Genomic DNA, 20432 nt, shown 5'->3' with positions numbered 1-20432 from the left:
AGGAGTTGCCATGCGTCTTATCGATCTTCGCAGCGACACGGTTACCCAGCCTACGGCGGGTATGCGCGAGGCCATGTTGACTGCGCCCACAGGCGACGATGTTTACGGCGAAGATCCGACTGTCCGGCAACTGGAACAGACGCTCGCTGCGCAACTGGGCCTGCAGGCCGGATTGTTCGTCCCCAGCGGCACCATGAGCAATCTCCTGGCGCTCATGGCGCACTGTGGGCGTGGCGACGAATACATTACCGGCCAACTGGCGCATACCTACAAATACGAGGCCGGCGGTGCCGCGGTGCTCGGTTCGATTCAGCCGCAGCCGGTCGAGATGGAGCCCGACGGCTCTTTGGACCTGGAACGAGTCGCCGCGGCGATAAAACCGGACGACTTCCACTTCGCTCGTACTCGCTTACTGGCGCTGGAAAATACCATGCAGGGCAAGGTCCTGCCGCCGGCATATCTGGCTGAAGCAAGAGCCTTCACGCGTGAGCGCGGGCTTGTGTTGCATCTCGACGGCGCTCGGCTATTCAATGCGGTCGTCAAGCTGGGTTGCACGCCCGAGGACATCAGCCGTCACTTTGACTCGGTATCGGTGTGCCTGTCGAAAGGGCTGGGCGCGCCGGTCGGCTCGGTGCTGTGTGGTGACGAAGCGTTCATCGGCCGGGCACGGCGGTTACGCAAGATGGTCGGCGGCGGCATGCGTCAGGCCGGTGTGCTGGCCGCGGCCGGACTCTATGCGCTGGAACACCAGGTGCAACGCCTGGCCCAGGATCATCAGCGCGCTCGTGAGATTGCTGAAGGGCTGGAGGGGCTGGGCTACGTGGTCGAGCCGGTGCAGACCAACATGGTCTATGTACAGATGGGCGAACGCGCAGGCGCACTGAAGGCGTTCTGCGCGGAGCGTGGCGTCATTCTGACTGCGGCGTCGCGGCTGCGGATGGTGACACACCTGGACGTACAGCCAGAGCATGTCGAGCCGATCTTGGAATGCTTCGCCGCATTCGTCAGGTCATAGGCTCGAATCGCTGTCGAATAGCTTGATTCAATCTTATTTATCCCCTATGCGCGCGGCGTGGGCCCGATATAATGCGGCCCTTTGCCGGCTATCCGTTTGGATAGTTGCGAACCGGCTCCGGGCGCTGCTTCGTCGTGTCGTTTTGCAGCCGTTCGGCCGCTGTCTTCTGGAAGAAATCTATGAAAAGCGCAGAAATCCGTGAAGCCTTCCTCCGCTTCTTCGAAGAGAAGGGCCACACTCGTGTGGCCTCTAGTTCGCTGATCCCGGCGAACGATCCGACCCTGCTGTTCACCAACGCTGGCATGAACCAGTTCAAGGACTGTTTCCTCGGGCTGGAAAAGCGCGCCTACACCCGCGCCACCACCAGCCAGAAATGCGTGCGTGCCGGTGGTAAGCACAACGATCTGGAGAACGTCGGCTATACCGCGCGTCATCACACTTTCTTTGAGATGCTCGGCAACTTCAGCTTCGGCGACTATTTCAAGCGTGATGCGATTACCTACGCCTGGGAATTCCTGACTTCGGAGAAATGGCTGGGTCTCCCCAAGGACAAGCTTTGGGTTACCGTCTACGCCAGTGATGACGAGGCTTACGATATCTGGACCAAGGAAGTCGGCGTACCGGCCGAGCGTATGGTGCGCATTGGCGACAACAAAGGTGCCCCTTACGCCTCGGACAACTTCTGGGCGATGGGTGATACCGGACCTTGTGGCCCGTGCACCGAGATTTTCTTCGACCATGGCGAGCACATCTGGGGCGGCCCACCCGGTTCGCCGGAGGAAGATGGTGATCGCTACATCGAGATCTGGAACAACGTCTTCATGCAGTTCAACCGCACCGCTGATGGTGTGATGCATCCGCTACCAGCGCCTAGCGTCGACACAGGGATGGGGCTGGAGCGCATCAGCGCGGTGTTGCAACATGTCAATTCGAACTACGAGATCGACCTGTTCCAGAGTCTCCTCAACGCCTCCGCTCAGGCCATTGGTTGCAGCAATGACGGGGAGGCTTCGTTGAAAGTTGTGGCCGACCATATTCGTTCGTGCGGCTTCCTCATTGCTGATGGCGTGACGCCGTCGAACGAGGGGCGTGGCTATGTGCTGCGCCGGATCATCCGTCGCGCCTGTCGCCACGGCAACAAGCTGGGCGCGAAGGGCAGCTTCTTCTACAAGATCGTCGGTGCGCTGGTAGCGGAGATGGGCAATGCCTTTACCGAGCTGAAAACTCAGCAGGCGCACATCGAGCGTGTATTGAAAACCGAGGAAGAGCAGTTCGCCAAGACGCTCGAGCAGGGCCTGAGGATTCTCGAGCAGGATCTGGCTGACCTGAAGGGCGGCGTCATCCCAGGTGAGGTCATTTTCAAGCTTTACGACACCTACGGTTTCCCCGTCGACCTCACCGGCGACATCGCGCGTGAGCGTGAGCTGACGCTGGACGAGGAAGGTTTCGAGCGTGAAATGGAAGCTCAACGTGAGCGCGCGCGTTCGGCCAGCGCTTTTGGCATGGACTACAACAGCCTCGTCAAGGTCGAGGGCGATACGCGCTTTACCGGCTATCTGGGTACGACCGGCAGCGGCAGGGTGCTGGCCCTATTCAAGGAAGGCATGGCAGTGCAAAGCCTGTCGGCGGGCGAGGAGGGCGTGGTCGTTCTTGACGAGACGCCGTTCTATGCCGAGTCCGGTGGGCAAATTGGCGATTGTGGCTATCTGTCGGCCGAGGGCTTGCGCTTCGATGTGCGCGACACCAGCAAGGCGGGTGGCGCATTTCTGCATCACGGTATTCTCGATAGCGGCAGCCTACGGATCGGCACGGCCGTCGCAGCCACCGTCGACGCCTCGGTTCGTCAGGCTACGGCGCTGAACCACTCCGCGACGCATCTGCTGCACGCGGCATTGCGCCAGATCCTCGGCGAGCATGTGACGCAGAAGGGCTCGCTGGTCGATAGCCAGCGGCTGCGTTTTGACTTCAGCCATTTCGAGGCGATCAAGCCTGAACAGCTGAAAGCGCTTGAGGACAAGGTCAACGCCGAGATTCGCCGCAACACGGCGGTGGATATCGAAGAAACCGACATCGAAACGGCCAAGAGCAAAGGCGCGATGGCGTTGTTCGGCGAGAAGTATGGCGATCAAGTACGGGTGTTGACTATGGGTGGCGACTTCTCGGTCGAGCTGTGTGGTGGTACCCACGTCAAGCGCACCGGTGATATCGGCCTGTTCAAAATTGTCAGCGAAGGCGGCGTTGCCGCGGGTGTGAGGCGTATCGAAGCGGTTACCGGCGAGCAAGCGTTGGCCTATCTGAACAGTGCCGAGGAACAGCTGAAAGAAGCGGCTGCGTTGGTCAAAGGTAGTCGCGACAGCCTGCTGGACAAACTGGGAGCAATGCTGGAACGCAATCGCCAGCTGGAAAAGGAGCTCGAGCAGCTCAAGGCCAAGGCGGCTAGCGCCACCGGCAACGATCTTGCCGGCTCCGCTGTCCAGGTGAAGGGCGTGAAGACGCTGGCTGCGCGCGTGGATGGTCTGGATGGCAAGGCGTTGCTGGCATTGGTTGACCAGCTGAAGAACAAGCTCGGCAGCGGCGTGATTCTGCTCGGCGGAGTGCAGGACGAGAAAGTCGTGCTGGTGGCTGGCGTGACGCAGGATCTCACCGGTAGTTTCAAGGCGGGGGACCTCATGAAGCAGGCTGCTGCGGTCGTCGGCGGCAAGGGCGGCGGTCGCCCAGATATGGCTCAGGGCGGCGGAAGCGACGCTGAGCGACTCGACGAAGCGTTAGCGCTTGCCAAGGCATTCGTTGAGCAGGCGGTGTAACCAGGGCGATGGTGAAATCGCCGGTTGCCGGTCAGATGGCACAGACGTATCACATGTATCGCGAGCTGGGCAGGCCGCTGTCCGGGCGCACCTTGCGTTGCTTGGGTAGATATTTAATAAGCGCCCGTGACCGGGCTTAGGCGGCTATGAGATGGCTTTGATCGTACAGAAGTTTGGTGGTACGTCGGTGGGCTCCGTCGAGCGCATCGAGCAAGTGGCGGCGAAGGTCAAGAAATTCCGTGACAACGGAGACGACATCGTCGTGGTGGTCTCGGCAATGAGCGGTGAAACCAATCGCCTGATCGATCTGGCTAAACAGATCAGCGAGCAGCCCGTGGCTCGCGAGCTGGACGTGATGGTATCAACCGGCGAGCAGGTCACCATTGCCCTGCTGGCGATGGCATTGATCAAAATCGGCGTGCCGGCAGTGTCCTACACCGGCAGCCAAGTTCGTATCCTGACCGATAGCGCTCATACCAAGGCGCGCATTCTGCAAATCGATTCGCAGCACATCCACAAGGAGCTCAAGGCTGGCCGCGTCGTCGTGGTTGCAGGGTTCCAGGGGGTGGACGACGGCGGCAACATCACCACGCTCGGACGTGGCGGCTCGGACACTACTGGCGTGGCGCTGGCCGCTGCGTTGAAGGCCGATGAGTGCCAGATCTATACCGATGTCGACGGCGTCTATACGACCGACCCCCGCGTTGTGGCCAAGGCTCAGCGCCTCGACAAGATCACCTTCGAAGAAATGCTTGAAATGGCGAGCCTTGGTTCCAAGGTGCTACAGATCCGTGCCGTGGAGTTCGCCGGTAAATACAGCGTGCCGTTGCGCGTGTTGCACAGTTTTCAGGAGGGTCCTGGCACCCTCATTACCCTTGATGAAGAGGAATCCATGGAACAGCCCATCATTTCCGGCATCGCTTTCAATCGTGACGAAGCCAAGCTGACCATTCGTGGTGTGCCGGATACGCCCGGGGTAGCGTTCAAGATTCTCGGTCCGATCAGCGCGGCGAACGTCGAGGTCGATATGATCGTGCAAAACGTCGCGCACGATAACACCACGGATTTCACCTTCACCGTCCACCGGAACGACTACCATAACGCGTTGCACGTGCTCGAAGGCATTGCGCGTGACATGGGCGCCCGCGAAGTTATCGGCGATGTGGACATTGCCAAGGTGTCGATCGTCGGCGTTGGCATGCGCTCGCATGCGGGCGTCGCAAGCCGGATGTTCGAGGCGCTGGCGAAGGAAAACATCAATATACAGATGATCTCTACGTCGGAAATCAAGGTTTCGGTAGTGATCGAGGAGAAGTACCTGGAGTTGGCGGTGAGGGCTCTGCATACCGCATTCGAGCTGGATGCTCCCGCCGGGAAGGGGGACTAGTCGGCGGAATTGCGACTAATTCGCACCTTCCGTCGATTGTATGAGAATAAAAAGGAACTTTAGAGTCGCCCCCACTGGTCAATAGCTGGTGAAAGGCTCTAGGCCCGATGTTTCACGGAACATTATCCGTTTTTATCTTTGCAGACTGTTTACTGAATTGAATCCGTTTTAAGGAGAAAGGAATGCTGATTCTGACTCGCCGGGTCGGAGAGACCCTGATGGTGGGTGACGATGTGACTGTCACTGTGCTGGGTGTCAAAGGAAATCAAGTGCGCATAGGAGTGAATGCACCCAAAGAGGTAGCGGTGCATCGCGAGGAGATTTATCAACGGATCCAGAAAGAGAAAGACCAAGAACCAAGCCATTAATATTTATGTGATTTTTGGCTTTGCAAGCGGGGTAAAGATGGGTATCATGCGCCCCGTGTTGCGGAGAGGTGGCCGAGTGGCCGAAGGCGCTCCCCTGCTAAGGGAGTACATCTCAAAAGGGTGTCGGGGGTTCGAATCCCCCCCTCTCCGCCATTTTGCATAGGTTAGTTGGTGGACTGGTTCGGCAGTGCGATTTGATGAGAATTCATTGAATCAAAGAGCTTGACCAAGAAATTCACAAACTTATAATGCGCACCCTCAGTGCACTCATAGCTCAGCTGGATAGAGTACTCGGCTACGAACCGAGCGGTCGGAGGTTCGAATCCTCCTGAGTGCACCATATTACAAAGAGCCGCAAAATTGCGGTTTGATGTTATAACCAGCGGTGATCTGGTTTATCAAGCGCCTAATGCACTCATAGCTCAGCTGGATAGAGTACTCGGCTACGAACCGAGCGGTCGGAGGTTCGAATCCTCCTGAGTGCACCAAATCAGAAAGGGCCTGCAGCGATGCAGGCCCTTTTTTTGTTTTACGGTTTACGGTTTACGGTTTTAGCGTTTGCCGCGGACACATCCGTATTCGTCGAAGTTGATGGTTCGTGTCCGGCCCTTGTCATTGACGTAGCGGTACTGCATTTGTCCGTTGCGGTTGGTTACGGCATCCGGTGTACCGAATGCGCTATCGATGTCGGAGCGCTTCATTCCGGGTAGGACTTGCTGACTGATTATCGCATTACGTCTCGCGCTGCCCGTTACCCGATTTCCGCAACCGTCTTCCTGCTCGCCAACAACGGTTAGCTGCTTGGATGGTTCTCCTTTGGATGTCTTGCGCCGCTCTCTTGGGTTGGCTAGGGGAATTGCTTTGCCGGAGCTTGGTGTTAGGTTCTGCGCTGTTTGGATTTGAGCGGTCTGATTGGTGGGGCAGCCCTGTCGAGTGAAGGTGAGGTTGCCGGTTTCATCAACGCAGCGATAGATGTTTGCGGCAAGCGCTGGGGCAGTAGCGAGAAATAGGGTGCAGCAGCTCGCGATGAACAACTTGTTCATGTCGTCCTCCTTGACGATTGATCGAGTCAGCCTAGCTAATAATTTCCTGTCTCGCAGTCGTGCCTTCTCGCAACGTGAATGCGTCGACATTGATAGCGAGTCACCACCCCTGAGGCTGCTGCAAGCGGTTGTATTGCTTGTATTCCGTGGTCTCGCTTGCTGACTGCGGTGGTATTATTGCGTGGTCCGCCCCTTCGGGCTCCTGGATCCCCCTCATGGATTTGCCCTGTAGTCGTATAAAACTTTCGCTTGCCAATCACGTATCGAATGATTGATCCCTGGCGCGCTCCGATCGCTGGGGGTGGAGTGCGCCATGACCGAAGTAGAAGCAAAAAAGCCGCAGGAGAGTCTTCAGGATCGTCTGGCGCAAGTCGTCGAGCTGCTTCATCGACATAGGATCGTTGAAGACCTGGCGTATCGTCAGGGGCAGGAAGGGCAGCATCGGGAGGTGGTCGAGAATCTGGTGCATCGCCAGAACCTCGTCGAGCTACAACGCAAGTTGGAGGCGCTGCATCCGGCCGACATCGCCCACATCCTCGAAGCCCTGCCTCTCGACGATCGTCTGACCGTCTGGCAGCTGGTCAAATCGGATCGCGACGGCGACATCCTGCTCGAGGTTTCCGACGCCGTTCGCGAGACGCTGATCGCCGACATGGACGATCATGAACTCCTTGCGGCTGCCAAGGAGATGGACGCCGACGAGCTGGCGGACCTGGCCGCTGAACTGCCGCGCGACGTCGTGCATGAGTTGATGGAAACGCTCGATGCGCAGCAGCGCGAGCGCGTCCGCTCGGCTCTATCCTACGAGGAGGACCAGGTCGGTGCGCTGATGGACTTCGAGATGGTCACGATCCGTGAGGACGTGAGCCTTGAAGTAGTGCTGCGCTACTTGCGGCGCTTGAAGGAGCTGCCGGGGCACACCGATAAGCTGTTCGTCGTCGATTATGATGGCGTGCTTAAAGGTGTTCTGCCGATCAAACGGTTGCTAGTCAACGATCCGGAGCGTCATGTTTCCGAGTTGATGGCCAGCGATCCGGTGACGTTCCATCCGGACGAGGATGCCTATGAGGCGGCCCAGGCGTTTGAGCGCTACGACTTGGTTTCCACCCCCGTTGTGGACAAAAGCGGGAAGCTTATCGGGCGCCTGACCATTGATGAGATGGTCGACTTGATCCGTGAGGAAAGCGAAACCGAAGTGCTCAACATGGCAGGTTTGCGCGAAGAAGAAGATATCTTCGCGTCGGTCTGGAAGTCGCTGCGCAACCGCTGGGCCTGGCTGGCGGTCAATCTGATCACGGCATTTATTGCCTCGCGTGTTATTGGTCTGTTCGATGGGTCGATTGAGAAGCTTGTAGCGCTAGCCGCCTTGATGCCGATAGTCGCCGGCATTGGCGGTAATTCCGGCAATCAGACCATCACCATGATTGTTCGAGCCATGGCGCTGGATCAGATGGGAACCGGTAATAGCGCTCGCTTACTGCGCAAGGAAGCAGGTGTCGGCATGCTGAATGGTTTGATATGGGGCGGAGTTATCGGCATCGTGGTCTATTGGCTATACGGAAGCTGGTCGCTGGGCATCGTGATGACCGCAGCTATGACCCTGAACCTATTGCTCGCGGCTTTGATGGGCGTGCTGATACCGGTGACGCTGGCGCGCATGGGCAGGGATCCTGCGCTAGGCGCTAGCGTCATGATTACAGCTGTGACCGATAGCGGTGGTTTCTTTATTTTTCTCGGTCTTGCGACCCTTTTTCTGCTCTGACCCCTTTCATTTGCGGCGGCTTGGCGTTTGCCTTGCACCTGTTTTTCGGGCTACTGTTCGGAGGTTTCGCTTTGGCGAAGCCTTTTAACTCGATGCAAATAACAGGCGGCCCGAGCTGCTGACTGAAAGGGAATCCCGATGACCCCCAGCGAACTCCTGCGTGAAGGCGTCGAACTTATGCTATTTGGCTTAGGTTCTGTCTTCGTCTTCCTTGTTTTGTTGATTGTTTGCATTCGCCTGATGTCCGTTGTGATCGGCCGCTTCGACAGTGCGCCGACAGCTCAGGCTGTCTCCGTCAGACCTGCGTCTGTAGCGGCCGAAATTGACGCCGACCTTCTTGCAGCCATTCAGGCCGCCATTCATCAGCACCGCGCTCGTCGCGGTTGACCCTGGAAAGGGAGTTCCTTCCATGAATTCTGTTAAACAGCCGCTCGGCATAACCGACGTGGTGCTACGTGATGCGCACCAGTCTATTCTGGCCACCCGCGTGCGTCTCGAAGACATGCTGCCGATTGCCGGTAAGCTCGATCAGGTGGGGTTCTGGTCGGTTGAATCCTGGGGCGGCGCGACCTTCGATGCATGCATCCGCTATCTCGGCGAAGACCCATGGGAGCGCATCCGCGAACTGAAGAAAGCGATGCCCAACACCCGCCAACAGATGTTGCTGCGTGGTCAGAACCTGCTGGGTTATCGGCATTACGCCGACGATGTGGTTGAAAAATTTGTCGAGCGGGCGGCGGTCAACGGCGTTGATGTGTTCCGCGTGTTCGATGCGATGAACGACCCGCGTAATCTGGAAACTGCGCTGCGTGCCGTCAAACAGCAGGGCAAGCATGCTCAGGGCACGATCTCCTACACCACCAGCCCGGTGCATACCCTGGAAATGTGGGTCGATCTGGCCAAGCAGATTGAAGACATGGGTGCCGATTCGGTCGCGATCAAGGACATGGCCGGCATTCTCGCACCCTATACGGCCTTTGAGCTGGTTTCGCGATTGAAAGCGAGCCTGTCCATCCCTGTTCATATGCAGTGCCATGCCACGGCCGGGCTCTCGACCGCTGCGATTCTCAAGGCGGTTGAAGCGGGCATCGATAACGTTGATACCGCTATTTCGTCGCTCTCGATGACTTACGGGCATTCGCCGACCGAATCGGTGGTGGCGATTTTTCAGGGTACTGAGCGCGACACCGGGCTCAATCTCGAGTTGCTGGAGGAAATCGCTGCGTATTTCCGCGAAGTGCGCAAGAAGTACGCAAAATTCGAGGGGACGCTCAAGGGCGTCGATTCGCGCATCCTCGTGGCTCAGGTGCCCGGCGGCATGCTGACCAACATGGAAGGCCAATTGAAGGAGCAAGGTGCGCTCGACAAGTTCGATGAAGTGCTAGCCGAGATCCCTCGCGTCCGCGAAGACCTCGGCTTCATCCCCCTGGTCACGCCGACGTCCCAGATCGTCGGCACTCAGGCCGTGATCAACGTACTCACCGGCGAGCGCTTCAAGTCCATCACCAAGGAAACCGCCGGTATCCTCAAGGGCGAGTACGGCTCCGCGCCAGCTCCCTTCAATGCCGAACTGCAGCGGCGTGTGCTAGACGGTGCGGACGTCATCACCTGCCGGCCTGCCGACCTGCTGCAGCCGGAAATGGAGAGGCTGACCGCCGAGCTGAAAGGACTGGCGCAGGAAAAAGGCATCAAGCTGGCGAAGGATGAGATCGATGATGTTCTCACCTATGCGCTATTTCCTCAGATTGGTCTCAAGTTTCTCGAGAACCGCGGCAATGCTGCTGCGTTCGAACCGGTGCCGACCGGCAAGGAGCCGGCGTCACGCGAGCCGGGCGCAACGGAGGTCTACACCGTCGAGGTTAATGGCAAGTCGTTTGTGGTGCAGGTCAACGAAGGCGGCGATATAGCAGGTCTCAAGCCGGTCGGTGACAGCTCAGGTGCAGTGTCTGCGGCTGCTTCCGCACCGGCTACTGGCGCGGGCGAGCCTCAGCCAGCACCGCTTGCAGGCAATATCTTCAAGGTGCTCGTACAACCCGGTCAGTTGGTCCAGGAGGGTGATTTGGTGATCATCCTCGAAGCCATGAAGATGGAAACCGAAATCCGTGCATTCAAAGCCGGCACCGTCTCGGGTGTGAACGTCAAGGTCGGCGACGCGGTGTCGGTGGGCGATAGCCTGCTGACCATCGCTTAAGGAGTGGTGCATGGATAAGTTGCTTAAGCTGTGGCACAGCACCGGCTTGTATCACCTGGAGCCCGGTCAGCTGCTGATGATCGTGGTGTGCCTGGCATTGATTTATCTGGCGATTCGCAAGGGGTTCGAGCCTTTGCTGTTGATCCCGATCGGGTTTGGTGGCCTGCTTGCCAACATTCCGGTGGCCAATATGGCCGAGGGTGCCGGTATTCTGCACCTGTTCTATGAGGTCGGTTTGCCGACCAGCGTGTTCCCGTTGCTGATTTTCATGGGCGTCGGAGCGATGACGGACTTCGGTCCGATGCTGGCCAACCCCAAGACCTTGCTGCTCGGAGCAGCTGCGCAGTTCGGCATCTTCGCCACCCTGCTTGGTGCTTTGTCGCTGGCCGCGATGGGCATCCCTGGGATGGAATTCACCCTTCGAGAGGCGGCTTCGATCGCCATCATCGGCGGTGCCGATGGCCCCACCTCGATCTTCGTCACCGCGAAGCTTGCGCCACATCTGCTCGGTCCCATCGCCGTGGCGGCCTACTCGTACATGGCGCTGGTTCCGTTGATTCAGCCACCGATCATGCGAGCGTTGACCACCAAGGAGGAGCGCGCCATCGTCATGACGCAGCTGCGTCATGTTGGCCAGGCCGAGAAGATCGTCTTCCCGCTCATGCTTGCGTTGATGGTGGGCATGCTATTGCCGGATGCCGCTCCGCTGGTGGGTATGTTCGCGTTCGGCAACCTGCTCCGCGAATGTGGGGTGGTTGACCGCCTGGCTGATACCTCGCGAAACGCGTTGATCAACATCGTGACCATCGGTTTGGGGCTGACCGTCGGCTCCAAGCTATCTGCTGAAGCCTTCCTGCAGATGAAGACGCTTGGCATCCTCCTGCTCGGAATGGTCGCGTTCTGCGGCGGTACCGCGGCAGGTGTGTTGATGGCCAAGGTGATGAACATGTTCAGTACGAACAAGATCAACCCGCTGATTGGGTCTGCAGGTGTCTCGGCGGTTCCCATGGCGGCACGGGTATCGAACAAAGTAGGGCTAGAGGCGAACCCGCAGAATTTCCTGCTTATGCATGCGATGGGGCCGAACGTGGCGGGTGTTATCGGATCGGCCGTGGCAGCAGGGGTGCTGCTGAGCTTTGTAGGTTAGACGAGCTTGTTAAACAGCGGTACGCACGACGGGAGCTGACGCTACGAGGACGATGCCTGTATCGATAGATGCAGGCATTTTTTGCGTATCGGCACCTGCCGCTCGGTCGAAATCGAGTGGAGGTCAGGTGCGCAGGATGGCTTCAGTTCGGAGCGGGAAACGGCAAACGCCCCGACTGGTGTCGAGGCGTTTGAAGTATTCCGCAGGGCTGTCGATGACGTTAGTCTTCGTCTTTCGCGGCTTCGGTATCTTGTGCAATCAGGGCGATCAGGGCGTTCTGCTGGCGGTGGGCGAGCTGGCGGAAGCGCTGAAGTAATTCACGCTCGTGAAGTGTCAGTTCAGGGCTGTCCAGGCGCATATTCAAATCGTCATCGAGCGCGCCTTCCTGCAAAAGGCTTTGCTCCAGACGGGCGATAATCTCCGAGTTCATGCTGCGATGATGGTTGCGCGCAACCTCAGCGATCCGCTCACGCATTCCGTCTGGTAGCCGAACCACGAACTTGTCAGCCGTGCGGCTGGAATAAACTGCCTGCTTCATAGGGCGCATATTAAACCGGTTAGTCAGGTGGGCGATGGTGGCTTATTGCCGTTCTAGTCACCGGTCTGACAACCAAACAGCACTCGCTGTTCCACGACCTGCAAAAAAGATACTAGGCGGCTTAATGACGTCAATTATACGACGTCATTACTGGGAGTAAAGGCTCTGTGATAGCAGTTGGCCTTTACTGTGATCCACCGCTGATCTTTATTTGCTACCGGCTACGCTAGCGGAGCACCGGATCGAACTTAATTCGGCGACCGATCAACAGGGATATCACGAACAGAATTCCAAAAAGCACCGTACAGCCTTCGACCAAAGTAGCCCAGGCGCCCGGTAGGCTAGTGCCAACGCTAAGAGCCCCGCAAGCGATGCTGAGTAAAAGAAACAAGCATGCATAAATCGACATTGGTTCGCTCCTTGATAAAACCTTTGGCTATTGAAAGCGTCCTTAAAAGACCCAGCGCTGTGGCTGCGCGGGCTTACGTAGTTCTTTTCCGCTGACGGTCTGTGCCGGAGCAGACGGCATCTGAACGCTGAGGACTTGGGCTTGTGTTGACGCTGCCGTATTTGGCGCGTGATCTGTGGCTGCGGTCGTGTCCTGCCAGTGGACCGCAACGACAGCAGCCAAAACCGCAGTGCTGAACAAATAGGCTGGGCGTAGCATCGGCGTCTCCTTCGCATAATGGTCCAAGAGGCTTAAGCATTCGGCGTGCCAGCTTTTACAGCAATAAAATCCTATAAAATCAAAGACTTAAACTTGTTAGTTCTGAGCTTCTCATGCGCTTTGCATGATGAAGGCAGTGTGCCTCGTGCAATATGCAACATCGCATCGGCTAGGATCTGGAAACGGGCTTAATTTGATTTGGCTGACGCCATCTGCGGAGGGCGCTGTGGACATGACAAACGGACCAAGGCTCGCTAACATGCCTGCCGTCTCATGCGTCCCAGTAGCTCAATTGGATAGAGCATCCCCCTCCTAAGGGGAAGGTTGTGAGTTCGAACCTCGCCTGGGACGCCACAACCACGCGGCCTTCAGCTTTATTGGTCACCCTGCTTTTACTTTCTCGGGTGCGGTGTGGGTGCAATCTACGGTGACTGACTGCCTGATCTCACTAAGCTCCCTGGGTTGGGCAGGGCTGAACACCGTAGAGCTGTCCGATCATCAAAGGCCAGCAGACCAAATCAATCGAAGGCGCCTCGCAAAACCATAGCGACCAGTTCGTTTTCATTGGCATGGGTATATACAGCCCAGTCTACGTACCACAACTTACCGATACGCTCGCCTGGGATCTTTCCGTTCTGGATCTGATTTCGTATGGCCTGGGCACACATCGGTGTGCCGTTCTCCCCCCAGCGACGCCTTTGAAATTCGCTGATTTTAATTAGCTCTGTCTTCATGTGTGATTGTCCTGGCTATATCAGCGGAGGTGGGCTCATTCCCTTGCCTTTGGATGACGGCTTGGTGACTACCTGCAGCGCTGGTCGTGGTGCTGGGCCTGATTCGACCCAGGCGTGATACCCCTCGACGTTGATCAACGGCTTGTTATCCGGTGCGCGAACCCATACTTGCCCTTCGAGCCATGTGCCGTTGCTGCACTTAGCTCTGATCGCGTGCTCGGTGTACCCACTCTCAGCGGCGAACTGCTTGATGGTTTTGTACTTGACCATAAGGTTGGGGAGACCTTTTATAGCTGCAGTGTCGCTGACTGAGGGTGCCACCCGGCACCGTCAAACGAGCTTTGTGATGGGTGTTCCCGTCACGCTGCCGTATGATCGATTTAGCCGCTTACGTCCCTTTGCAACAGGGCCGGCTACGGGTACTGGCCACAGACTCTCTAGCCAATCTTCGTATCGGGCAACGCTGTAGATCCAATCAGAACCGATTTTTTGCATTACAGAAGAAGGGATCTGTCCGCGCAAGCGCCGATGCTGTATCGCTCGTTTCGTTATGCCAAGGTGTTCCGCCATCTGCGGCTCCGTCAGAAATCGTGGCACAGCAGCTGCAGCTGCGGAGGGTTGGTCCTGACGCGCCGCGATCTCTCCGATTGTCTGAGAGATGGCAACGAATTGTTGCTCAAGCTGTTTGTACAAACGGACCGTTTCTTCAAGATTTGACACTGATTGGTCCTCTCAACGGGTGATTCTCTGAAGGCTGCGTCTAAGCGGCAAGGCTATCGCGGATCTTGAGCACGGTAGTGGTTGAGCAACCGGCCTCGCGTGCCGTCTCTCGGATACCCATTCCGAGCTCGAGGAAGCGCCTAACCTTGCGGTGCAGATCCACGTCTACAGGGCGGCCCTTGTAGCGGCCTTCCTCCTTCGCCTTCTTGATGCCTTGCGCTTGGCGTTCACGGCGCTGCTCGTAGTCCTTGCGGGCGATGGCGGCCATCATGTCCACCAGCATCGAATTGATAGCGGCCAGCATTCGATTGGTGAACTCGTCGCCCTTGGTGTCGGCAATGCCTTGGTGGCTGGTTGGCAGATCGAGCGCGACGATGCGTAGCCCCTTGGAGTCGATGGCAGTCTTCAGCTTCTGCCAGTCATCAGCCGGCAGGCGGGAGAGACGATCAATCGATTCGACCAGGAGTACGTCGCCCTTCTTGGCATCCTTCAGCAGGCGCAGCAGCTCGGGGCGGTCGGCCTTGGCGCCGCTCTCGTTCTCCAGGTACTCGCACGCGATGTGCTGCCCGTGGTTGGCGGCGAATTGCTCCAGGGCGTCACGGGCGCGGCTGGCGTCCTGCTCACTTGTTGAAGCGCGAAGGTAGGCGCGAACGAACATGGTTTATCTCCCTGTGTTGCATTTAAGGTGCTCACTTAATGGTGTTGCACTTTAGACGTACCACAAAAAGAAATAAAGCCCCTTTTGCTCGTATTTTTGTGTATTAGCTCAGCTATACCTTTGTGAACGGTCGTTACGCGCGTTACGAATTGCCGGGATGGGAGGCATGACGTCCGGAATTGCCGGGATGGGGCATATCGTCAATTAGTTAGTAAATGACGATATGCCCCCTCTGCAGGCGCCATTGTCGATATGGGTATGATTTCCCGTGATTGTTTTTCAGAGGCCAAGCTGCTTAACGATGGCTGCTGGGTCGGTGCCACGCTGCAGGGCACGCCGGGCGTCCTTGGTCATCTGGTCGATTGCCTGGTTCTCGAATTTCTCAGCTATGGCCACGGCCTTTTTTACGATCAGCACAGCCAGTTCGCGTGGGAATGGCTCGGGCTTTTGGTACTCGCGTCCGTAAGCGTTGCCCCGGCTCATTGCCTCTGCGCTCCATTTGGCCCCGCCTGGCGATTAAGCACCTCCAGAAATCGGCGCTCGCACTTCACCTCTGATGCTCTTATCTCGAAAGCTGTCGCCCTTTCGTTCAGGCACACGGCAAAAGCCCGCCCCCAAAGCCTGCCCGCCTCGGAAAAGCGCTCGCGCATCTCGCTCAGCAGGCTGATCTGGTTGGCTTTGGCTGCCAGCAGACCAGCTTTCCGCGCCTCTTCGTCGAATAGGGCGACGGCGGCCTCCAGGGCGGTGACAGCGGCCTCGCAGTCGGAGAGGGCATAGGCTGCCAGGCGGCGATGACGCTCCATTCCTGCGATCAGCTTTGCGGCCTCCTTTCGCGCTTCGGTTTTGTGAGCTTCGCTCTCGCGGTGCTCTGCGGCGTCCAAGGTCAGCGCGACTGCTTTACGCCTGCGGTCGATCTCGTCCTGTTTGTTGAGCAGTTCTGCTGCGTCAGCTCCGGCGCGGACTTGCTGTGCGATCTCGGCTTCGCTCAGGGGGCGCAGCTCTTCAAGCTCGCGGCGCAGATCAGCAATAGTGGCTGTTTGCATAGGGTGTCCTCGTCATCCTGCTAGGGCGGCCGGGATCTGGCCGCTGGAAATGCCATAAGGGATGGCTGTCGTCATGCGGCAATAACCACATCAGGGAATACCGGGCGGCGCTCAGCCAGGGCGACTAGGGCGGCGCAGGCTTGAACATCGCCAGCTGCGGCGGCATCACGGAGGCGATTACGGGCAGCCTCCACCTCGCGCTTCGTGACGTCCTTGGCGCGCCCCCGGCGCTTGGTCGGCTGCTGAGCTTCGGTGAATGCCATAGTTTAGCCCTCTGTGTCTGCTAACAAGACGTGTCGTCTTAATTGACATGATATGCCGATGCAAGCAGAAGGCAAGCTTTTAGTGTGTATTCATCCAGTAGTTTTAAGGTGTGCTTGAGCTGATACAGAAGGGAGGGCGAATCGGCGGGGGGTGGCGAAGGGGCGGAAGACTGGAAACGTGCCAGCAATTCTGGGTGATCCAAAGTGATACGCCCGACACCCTTACACCAGTGGCGCGGCGTGTCGGGCAGGCGAGCGCTTATCGGAACTACCGGAATTTCGGTGTTTTCGACTAGCCGAGGTACGCACCGAAAAAGTACTGATTCCGTGCGTACCGGCTTGCGTACCAGTGTTTTGCGTACCTGCTCCGGCCTGCTGTCAGGGCGAGTGAGCCGTTTTGGTCTCACTGAGATGGTTTGGTCTCGGTGAGATATCCCCAACTCTGGGGAAACCCTCGGTCTGATCGAGTGAAACCGCCGATCTGGTCCGAGTCGGACAGGTTGGTCTGTCTCTATTCTTCAAGACTGAATGGATACGGCAGCGGCATAACCTTCACCAAAGCAACACAACAGAACCCCGATCAGTGTGCCGGGAGCCGCCGTTCCTCGCGCAATATATTGCGGCAACGTCTTGCTCAAATGTAAGCAACTTGCGTATAGTTTCGTCCATGAAAGCCGTCTTCGTCGAAACCTCTAGTTTCACCGCCACCGTTGGCGACTACCTGACGGACGATGAGTATCGCCAACTTCAGCAGGATCTGGTTGCTAGTCCAGAGTTGGGCGACGTAATGCCTAGAACGGGAGGGTTCCGCAAGGTTCGCTGGGCCGATGCGCGAAGAGGAAAAGGCAAGAGGGGAGGCTTACGGGTTATCTATTACTGGCTGTCTGGAGATGGCCAGTTCTGGATGTTCGCCGTCTACGATAAAGATGAACTTGAGAATCTGACTTCCGATCAGGAAAAGGCTCTCAAGAAAGCCATCACTGATGAGCTTAAACTGCGAGGTGCCAAATGAAAAAGCGCGATTTGTTCGCTGAGATGATGCAGGGCGTTGGGGAGATGGCAGCGCAGCGCGAGGGCAAAATTACGCTCCGCCATCGCTCCGTCGAAGAGAAGCCAGCCCCGGAGGTTACCGCCCGAGAGATTGTCCAGCTTCGTAGCAAACTTCATATGTCGCAAGCTGTGTTCGCCAGAAGAATCCGAACCAATCCAGCGACGCTACGCAACTGGGAGCAGGCGAAGGCAAAACCCAATCCGCAAGCTGCTCTTTTGATCAAGCTGGTCGAAGAATACCCGGATATGGTTGATCGTCTAGCAGCCGTGTGAGTCGTAAGGCCAGCAATTTGCCCCGCCACGTGCGGGGTTTTTTGTGCCCGTTGCGTTGCAACTGTCCGCAGTTTGCCCGACCGGTGAGGGCCTTTCTGTTCCTTAGTGATCGGCTGCCACCAAGCCAAACGAAGTGTTGAAAACGACACAGTGTGTTGATTTCGACACGGTGGCAGATTTGGAAATAGTCCGAGTTGGCGGAATAACTCCGGACGGTACCGGTTCCGGTTCGGGTTGGTGCCCATACTGAACGTTGTCGAGACTACCAGTTTTGGTAGTTTCGACTGATATTGGTAGGGGCAGGGTGGCTCCACGGTGGCGAGGGCGCCACTCTGGACGGATATCGCTACGGTGGAGCAGGCCATACCGCAATGGTTGGCAGGGTGCTACCGTTGAGCCTGCTGCAAGGAGCGCATGATGAAACCGGACGTGAACGGAATACCGACGTATGAGCTCGCCGAGACGGGCAAGCATGACCTTGCAACGATGCTGGCCTGTTGCGCCGCTGAGGCGGATTCCTACTGGCGGCAGCCAGAAGGGGAGCGTCTATGCGCTGCGCCGTACTACTTTGAGCGAGCCGCCATCCTTTTGCGCAAGTCAAAGGACTATAGCGGCGAGGTCGCTGTCTGCGAACGCTGGAAAGCCATCGCGAACGACTACAAGCGACAGCCGATAGTAAAGGCCCGGCAGGCTGCGCTCGCCCACGAGGGGCCGCGGGCTGAAGCCATCCTGGCGCGCTTGAAGAAAGCCAAAGGGCTAGTGCGGAACGAAAAGGCGGCGAGGAAGAAAAACCCAGCTGGTTAGGGTTGGGTTTCGTCGCGGTCAGACGGTAGGCGAACCAATCATCAGCGCTCGGCACTCGTTCACCTACGGTGAAGCTTCTCAAGGCCCTCCAAGGCCTCATCCCGGCGCGCATCGATGTAGTCAGCCAAGTCCTGGACGTGAACCCCGCGGGCGGCTTTCTGGCTCGGCTCGATACGGGTGATTGGAAGCCGGAGCTGGCCGGCAAGCACCTTGCGCAGCAACTTCTCAGGCGATAGATGAGGGAAGTAATCGGCGCACACGCGCTCTAGCGGGATGACTGCCAAGCCGTCGTATTGAGCCATCAGGATAAAAAGAGTCTTCATCGTGCCGGGCCGTCAGCGTTTGCTTTGATCAATGGACCGCAGCGTTGGCGGTTCCCTACGCGGCCTGCCTGGCTTTTTCTTCGGCAACGCCCCTTCTTCATACTCGCGCAGAAAGTGGCGAACGGTCTCAACCCTCCAGCAAATTCGAGTGCCTTGCCGGAAGTAGGGTGGAAGCCACTGCGCGCCATCTCGAATTGCGCTTCTGATTGAACTTTCAGTACGGCTTAGCATTTGAGCTAGTTGGGGAATGTGGATGATTTCGGGATCCATAACAATCCTCATCGGGAGCGGACCAAAAAGAACCCGCTCGCTGGCGGGGTCTGGCGTTACTCGGCGGCTGGCTTTCGTCGCTCAAGCTCATATTCGACGCCGTTCGCGACATCCACGATCCGGCCGGACAGTGTGCCCAGCGATTTGATCAGCCAGCCGATATTTCGGGCGGTATCGTCCACAAGTTCGCCAGCGTCAGCCGTGAAGGCCAGCAGCTCACCGATGGAGGCAATTCCGTGCGCTACGGTCATCGCCTCGCATTGGGCGGTGCGCCCGATGGCTTGCAGTTCATCGGTGGACAGGTGGTTGAGCCGCGACGGATCGGGCAGCAGATGGCTCCAGCACACGGCGCTCATTGCTTATTCAACCCGTGCTTGATGGCTAGGCTTTCGGCCTGGCAATCGAAGTAATTCGCCCAGTCGTTCCCCAGGTATGACGTCAGGCCGGCTAGGGCCTTGGCGCGTGACAGGTCGTTGGTCTTTAGTGCGTCACTCGTCGCGGCCCCTAACGCCTCCATCCATTGGAGAATCTCGCGGGCTTGGGTCACGTTGTCGTACGCGTCGATTGGGCAAACGGTTGTTTCGATGGCTGCGTTCATTGATGCGGTCATTGGTGTTCTCCTTGTGCGGCACCGGTCCCCCTCCCTAGATTCTCGGTGCCGCGTGAATGTGTGTTGGTTATCTGTCTGTGGCGGTCTTACTTGATGCAGCTCGTCGGTGAGCTACGCCTTACTGGGTGGTATAATATCTAAAAGGGTGTGCACTTTCTGCACACGTAGAACCGCGATTACGGTGCACTTTCTGCACATATAGAAGGGCGCCCGAAACAGAGCCATACGAAACCGTACGGACGCGGTTTTCTACTTGTGCAGTTTCTGCACCGGTACGTGTGCATTTTCTGCACTGGAAGAAATCGAACCGAACAGGGTTGGCAATGGGCGCACCGGAGCGCGGCGCGGCGCTACTTCCAGATCCTTGCCGGGACATTCGTTGATCGGCAGCCAGGCAACTGCATACAGGGCGCACCTGGCGCCGTGCCGGTTGAACAGGCTGCTTCTGGTCTGAATGATCCATCCGCCTTCCTCCAGGTCGGCCAGCGCCTTCTGTAACGTGTGCGCTGAGCCGATGCCCCAATCTCTCGCCATGGTTCGAGTGGCGGACAGGTCGCCGTTGTTCTCGCCGTTGTACTGCGCTAACAGCTCCACCAGAACGCCACGCGCTACAAAGCTGAGCGATCTGTAGCCGGCCGACTGGATCATGGCCTTCTGCAGCATCGCGAACGGGGGCGCCTTCGTTTTGGTGTTGCCTTTGCCTTTGCGAATAGCCATTCCTGTCATCCATCAGAAGGCCGGCAGAGGGCTGCTCCGCCGGCA

At 57.7% G+C, this 20432-nt stretch carries 23 protein-coding genes and 4 tRNA genes; 15 read left to right on the top strand and 12 right to left on the bottom strand.

Annotated elements, in window-relative coordinates; genetic code table 11:
* The first annotated feature begins 10 nt into the window (after positions 1-10).
* The 7 genes from ltaE to H3028_RS00875 all read left to right on the top strand — a co-directional run bounded on the left by ltaE (position 11) and on the right by H3028_RS00875 (position 6062).
* The gene (ltaE, locus tag H3028_RS00905; protein WP_181295194.1) at positions 11-1015 is read left to right on the top strand and encodes a low-specificity L-threonine aldolase; all 1005 of its coding nucleotides are present in this window, start codon (positions 11-13) and stop codon (positions 1013-1015) included.
* 179 nt (positions 1016-1194) lie between these two features.
* A complete protein-coding gene (alaS, locus tag H3028_RS00900) occupies positions 1195-3819 on the top strand; it encodes an alanine--tRNA ligase (RefSeq protein WP_181295193.1) in 2625 nt (874 codons plus the stop codon).
* 151 nt (positions 3820-3970) lie between these two features.
* On the top strand, positions 3971-5206 hold the full coding sequence (locus H3028_RS00895) for an aspartate kinase (protein WP_181295192.1): 1236 nt from the start codon (positions 3971-3973) through the stop codon (positions 5204-5206).
* Between the two features lie 182 nt (positions 5207-5388).
* The gene (gene csrA / locus H3028_RS00890) at positions 5389-5574 is read left to right on the top strand and encodes a carbon storage regulator CsrA (RefSeq protein WP_003283978.1); all 186 of its coding nucleotides are present in this window, start codon (positions 5389-5391) and stop codon (positions 5572-5574) included.
* A 62-nt stretch (positions 5575-5636) separates the two neighbouring features.
* A tRNA-Ser gene (locus H3028_RS00885) sits at positions 5637-5727 on the top strand.
* 110 nt (positions 5728-5837) lie between these two features.
* Positions 5838-5914 (top strand) — tRNA-Arg (locus tag H3028_RS00880).
* 71 nt (positions 5915-5985) lie between these two features.
* Positions 5986-6062 (top strand) — tRNA-Arg (locus tag H3028_RS00875).
* Between the two features lie 63 nt (positions 6063-6125).
* On the opposite strand, the gene H3028_RS00870 is transcribed toward H3028_RS00875, so the two are convergent.
* Positions 6126-6617 carry a DUF4124 domain-containing protein gene (locus H3028_RS00870; RefSeq protein WP_181295191.1) on the bottom strand — a complete coding sequence of 164 codons (492 nt, stop codon included), beginning with the start codon at positions 6615-6617 and terminating at the stop codon, positions 6126-6128.
* Positions 6618-6930: 313 nt separating this feature from the next.
* On the opposite strand from H3028_RS00870, the gene mgtE reads away from it, so the two are divergent.
* The 4 genes from mgtE (at position 6931) to H3028_RS00850 (ending at position 11717) form a co-directional block, all read left to right on the top strand.
* Complete coding sequence (gene mgtE, locus H3028_RS00865; protein ID WP_181295190.1) at positions 6931-8379, top strand: magnesium transporter; 1449 nt, start codon at positions 6931-6933, stop codon at positions 8377-8379.
* 138 nt (positions 8380-8517) lie between these two features.
* Positions 8518-8766 (top strand): OadG family protein, encoded by a 249-nt coding sequence (locus H3028_RS00860; RefSeq protein ID WP_181295189.1) that lies wholly within the window; start codon positions 8518-8520, stop codon positions 8764-8766.
* 22 nt (positions 8767-8788) lie between these two features.
* A complete protein-coding gene (oadA, locus tag H3028_RS00855) occupies positions 8789-10570 on the top strand; it encodes a sodium-extruding oxaloacetate decarboxylase subunit alpha (RefSeq protein WP_181295188.1) in 1782 nt (593 codons plus the stop codon).
* Between the two features lie 10 nt (positions 10571-10580).
* Entirely contained in the window at positions 10581-11717 is a 1137-nt protein-coding gene (locus tag H3028_RS00850; RefSeq protein WP_168424629.1) for a sodium ion-translocating decarboxylase subunit beta, read from the top strand.
* 220 nt (positions 11718-11937) lie between these two features.
* Here H3028_RS00850 and H3028_RS00845 read toward each other — a convergent pair whose 3' ends face one another.
* Positions 11938-12264, bottom strand: coding sequence for an Arc family DNA-binding protein (locus H3028_RS00845; protein ID WP_168424630.1), 327 nt, complete (start codon positions 12262-12264; stop codon positions 11938-11940).
* A gap of 217 nt (positions 12265-12481) precedes the next feature.
* Positions 12482-12664: a PA3371 family protein gene (locus H3028_RS21440; protein ID WP_309109507.1), complete on the bottom strand. Its 183-nt coding sequence runs from the start codon at positions 12662-12664 to the stop codon at positions 12482-12484.
* A gap of 535 nt (positions 12665-13199) precedes the next feature.
* On the opposite strand from H3028_RS21440, the gene H3028_RS00840 reads away from it, so the two are divergent.
* Positions 13200-13276: transfer RNA gene (locus H3028_RS00840), tRNA-Arg, on the top strand.
* A 164-nt stretch (positions 13277-13440) separates the two neighbouring features.
* On the opposite strand, the gene H3028_RS00835 is transcribed toward H3028_RS00840, so the two are convergent.
* The 5 genes from H3028_RS00835 to H3028_RS00810 all read right to left on the bottom strand — a co-directional run bounded on the left by H3028_RS00835 (position 13441) and on the right by H3028_RS00810 (position 16340).
* Positions 13441-13656 carry a hypothetical protein gene (locus H3028_RS00835; protein WP_181295187.1) on the bottom strand — a complete coding sequence of 72 codons (216 nt, stop codon included), beginning with the start codon at positions 13654-13656 and terminating at the stop codon, positions 13441-13443.
* A gap of 760 nt (positions 13657-14416) precedes the next feature.
* Entirely contained in the window at positions 14417-15034 is a 618-nt protein-coding gene (locus H3028_RS00825; RefSeq protein WP_181295185.1) for a recombinase family protein, read from the bottom strand.
* A gap of 279 nt (positions 15035-15313) precedes the next feature.
* Positions 15314-15517, bottom strand: coding sequence for a hypothetical protein (locus H3028_RS00820; protein ID WP_181295184.1), 204 nt, complete (start codon positions 15515-15517; stop codon positions 15314-15316).
* The gene (locus H3028_RS00815; protein ID WP_181295183.1) at positions 15514-16077 is read right to left on the bottom strand and encodes a hypothetical protein; all 564 of its coding nucleotides are present in this window, start codon (positions 16075-16077) and stop codon (positions 15514-15516) included. Before H3028_RS00815 ends, H3028_RS00820 begins: the two co-directional genes overlap by 4 nt.
* A gap of 71 nt (positions 16078-16148) precedes the next feature.
* Positions 16149-16340 carry a hypothetical protein gene (locus H3028_RS00810; protein WP_181295182.1) on the bottom strand — a complete coding sequence of 64 codons (192 nt, stop codon included), beginning with the start codon at positions 16338-16340 and terminating at the stop codon, positions 16149-16151.
* Between the two features lie 667 nt (positions 16341-17007).
* Here H3028_RS00810 and H3028_RS00805 point away from each other — a divergent pair.
* From H3028_RS00805 to H3028_RS00795, 3 genes are all read left to right on the top strand, one after another.
* On the top strand, positions 17008-17352 hold the full coding sequence (locus H3028_RS00805; RefSeq protein WP_181295181.1) for a toxin: 345 nt from the start codon (positions 17008-17010) through the stop codon (positions 17350-17352).
* Positions 17349-17663, top strand: coding sequence for a DNA-binding transcriptional regulator (locus tag H3028_RS00800; protein WP_181295180.1), 315 nt, complete (start codon positions 17349-17351; stop codon positions 17661-17663). Before H3028_RS00805 ends, H3028_RS00800 begins: the two co-directional genes overlap by 4 nt.
* A 417-nt stretch (positions 17664-18080) precedes the next feature.
* On the top strand, positions 18081-18467 hold the full coding sequence (locus tag H3028_RS00795; protein WP_181295179.1) for a hypothetical protein: 387 nt from the start codon (positions 18081-18083) through the stop codon (positions 18465-18467).
* 59 nt (positions 18468-18526) lie between these two features.
* Here the strand turns inward: H3028_RS00795 and H3028_RS00790 are convergent, their stop codons facing one another.
* The 4 genes from H3028_RS00790 to H3028_RS00775 form a co-directional block, all read right to left on the bottom strand.
* Positions 18527-18790 (bottom strand): pyocin activator PrtN family protein, encoded by a 264-nt coding sequence (locus H3028_RS00790; protein ID WP_181295178.1) that lies wholly within the window; start codon positions 18788-18790, stop codon positions 18527-18529.
* A 326-nt stretch (positions 18791-19116) separates the two neighbouring features.
* Positions 19117-19416, bottom strand: coding sequence for a hypothetical protein (locus H3028_RS00785; protein ID WP_181295177.1), 300 nt, complete (start codon positions 19414-19416; stop codon positions 19117-19119).
* Positions 19413-19670 carry a hypothetical protein gene (locus H3028_RS00780; RefSeq protein ID WP_181295176.1) on the bottom strand — a complete coding sequence of 86 codons (258 nt, stop codon included), beginning with the start codon at positions 19668-19670 and terminating at the stop codon, positions 19413-19415. Before H3028_RS00780 ends, H3028_RS00785 begins: the two co-directional genes overlap by 4 nt.
* A gap of 249 nt (positions 19671-19919) precedes the next feature.
* A complete protein-coding gene (locus H3028_RS00775) occupies positions 19920-20387 on the bottom strand; it encodes a hypothetical protein (RefSeq protein WP_258237658.1) in 468 nt (155 codons plus the stop codon).
* Positions 20388-20432 lie beyond the last annotated feature (45 nt).

The organism is Pseudomonas sp. Q2-TVG4-2 (genome assembly GCF_013620795.1).
Lineage (GTDB): Bacteria > Pseudomonadota > Gammaproteobacteria > Pseudomonadales > Pseudomonadaceae > Stutzerimonas.
This window is presented reverse-complemented; position numbering and strand designations above follow the sequence as displayed.

Excerpts from the sequence above, each read along its gene's own strand:
- ltaE (WP_181295194.1), top strand. The coding sequence starts at position 11 with ATGCGTCTTATCGATCTTCGCAGCGACACGGTTACCCAGCCTACGGCG.
- alaS (WP_181295193.1), top strand. The coding sequence starts at position 1,195 with ATGAAAAGCGCAGAAATCCGTGAAGCCTTCCTCCGCTTCTTCGAAGAG.
- H3028_RS00895 (WP_181295192.1), top strand. The coding sequence starts at position 3,971 with ATGGCTTTGATCGTACAGAAGTTTGGTGGTACGTCGGTGGGCTCCGTC.
- csrA (WP_003283978.1), top strand. The coding sequence starts at position 5,389 with ATGCTGATTCTGACTCGCCGGGTCGGAGAGACCCTGATGGTGGGTGAC.
- H3028_RS00870 (WP_181295191.1), bottom strand. The coding sequence starts at position 6,617 with ATGAACAAGTTGTTCATCGCGAGCTGCTGCACCCTATTTCTCGCTACT.
- mgtE (WP_181295190.1), top strand. The coding sequence starts at position 6,931 with ATGACCGAAGTAGAAGCAAAAAAGCCGCAGGAGAGTCTTCAGGATCGT.
- H3028_RS00860 (WP_181295189.1), top strand. The coding sequence starts at position 8,518 with ATGACCCCCAGCGAACTCCTGCGTGAAGGCGTCGAACTTATGCTATTT.
- oadA (WP_181295188.1), top strand. The coding sequence starts at position 8,789 with ATGAATTCTGTTAAACAGCCGCTCGGCATAACCGACGTGGTGCTACGT.
- H3028_RS00850 (WP_168424629.1), top strand. The coding sequence starts at position 10,581 with ATGGATAAGTTGCTTAAGCTGTGGCACAGCACCGGCTTGTATCACCTG.
- H3028_RS00845 (WP_168424630.1), bottom strand. The coding sequence starts at position 12,264 with ATGCGCCCTATGAAGCAGGCAGTTTATTCCAGCCGCACGGCTGACAAG.
- H3028_RS21440 (WP_309109507.1), bottom strand. The coding sequence starts at position 12,664 with ATGTCGATTTATGCATGCTTGTTTCTTTTACTCAGCATCGCTTGCGGG.
- H3028_RS00835 (WP_181295187.1), bottom strand. The coding sequence starts at position 13,656 with ATGAAGACAGAGCTAATTAAAATCAGCGAATTTCAAAGGCGTCGCTGG.
- H3028_RS00825 (WP_181295185.1), bottom strand. The coding sequence starts at position 15,034 with ATGTTCGTTCGCGCCTACCTTCGCGCTTCAACAAGTGAGCAGGACGCC.
- H3028_RS00820 (WP_181295184.1), bottom strand. The coding sequence starts at position 15,517 with ATGAGCCGGGGCAACGCTTACGGACGCGAGTACCAAAAGCCCGAGCCA.
- H3028_RS00815 (WP_181295183.1), bottom strand. The coding sequence starts at position 16,077 with ATGCAAACAGCCACTATTGCTGATCTGCGCCGCGAGCTTGAAGAGCTG.
- H3028_RS00810 (WP_181295182.1), bottom strand. The coding sequence starts at position 16,340 with ATGGCATTCACCGAAGCTCAGCAGCCGACCAAGCGCCGGGGGCGCGCC.
- H3028_RS00805 (WP_181295181.1), top strand. The coding sequence starts at position 17,008 with ATGAAAGCCGTCTTCGTCGAAACCTCTAGTTTCACCGCCACCGTTGGC.
- H3028_RS00800 (WP_181295180.1), top strand. The coding sequence starts at position 17,349 with ATGAAAAAGCGCGATTTGTTCGCTGAGATGATGCAGGGCGTTGGGGAG.
- H3028_RS00795 (WP_181295179.1), top strand. The coding sequence starts at position 18,081 with ATGAAACCGGACGTGAACGGAATACCGACGTATGAGCTCGCCGAGACG.
- H3028_RS00790 (WP_181295178.1), bottom strand. The coding sequence starts at position 18,790 with ATGAAGACTCTTTTTATCCTGATGGCTCAATACGACGGCTTGGCAGTC.
- H3028_RS00785 (WP_181295177.1), bottom strand. The coding sequence starts at position 19,416 with ATGAGCGCCGTGTGCTGGAGCCATCTGCTGCCCGATCCGTCGCGGCTC.
- H3028_RS00780 (WP_181295176.1), bottom strand. The coding sequence starts at position 19,670 with ATGACCGCATCAATGAACGCAGCCATCGAAACAACCGTTTGCCCAATC.
- H3028_RS00775 (WP_258237658.1), bottom strand. The coding sequence starts at position 20,387 with ATGGCTATTCGCAAAGGCAAAGGCAACACCAAAACGAAGGCGCCCCCG.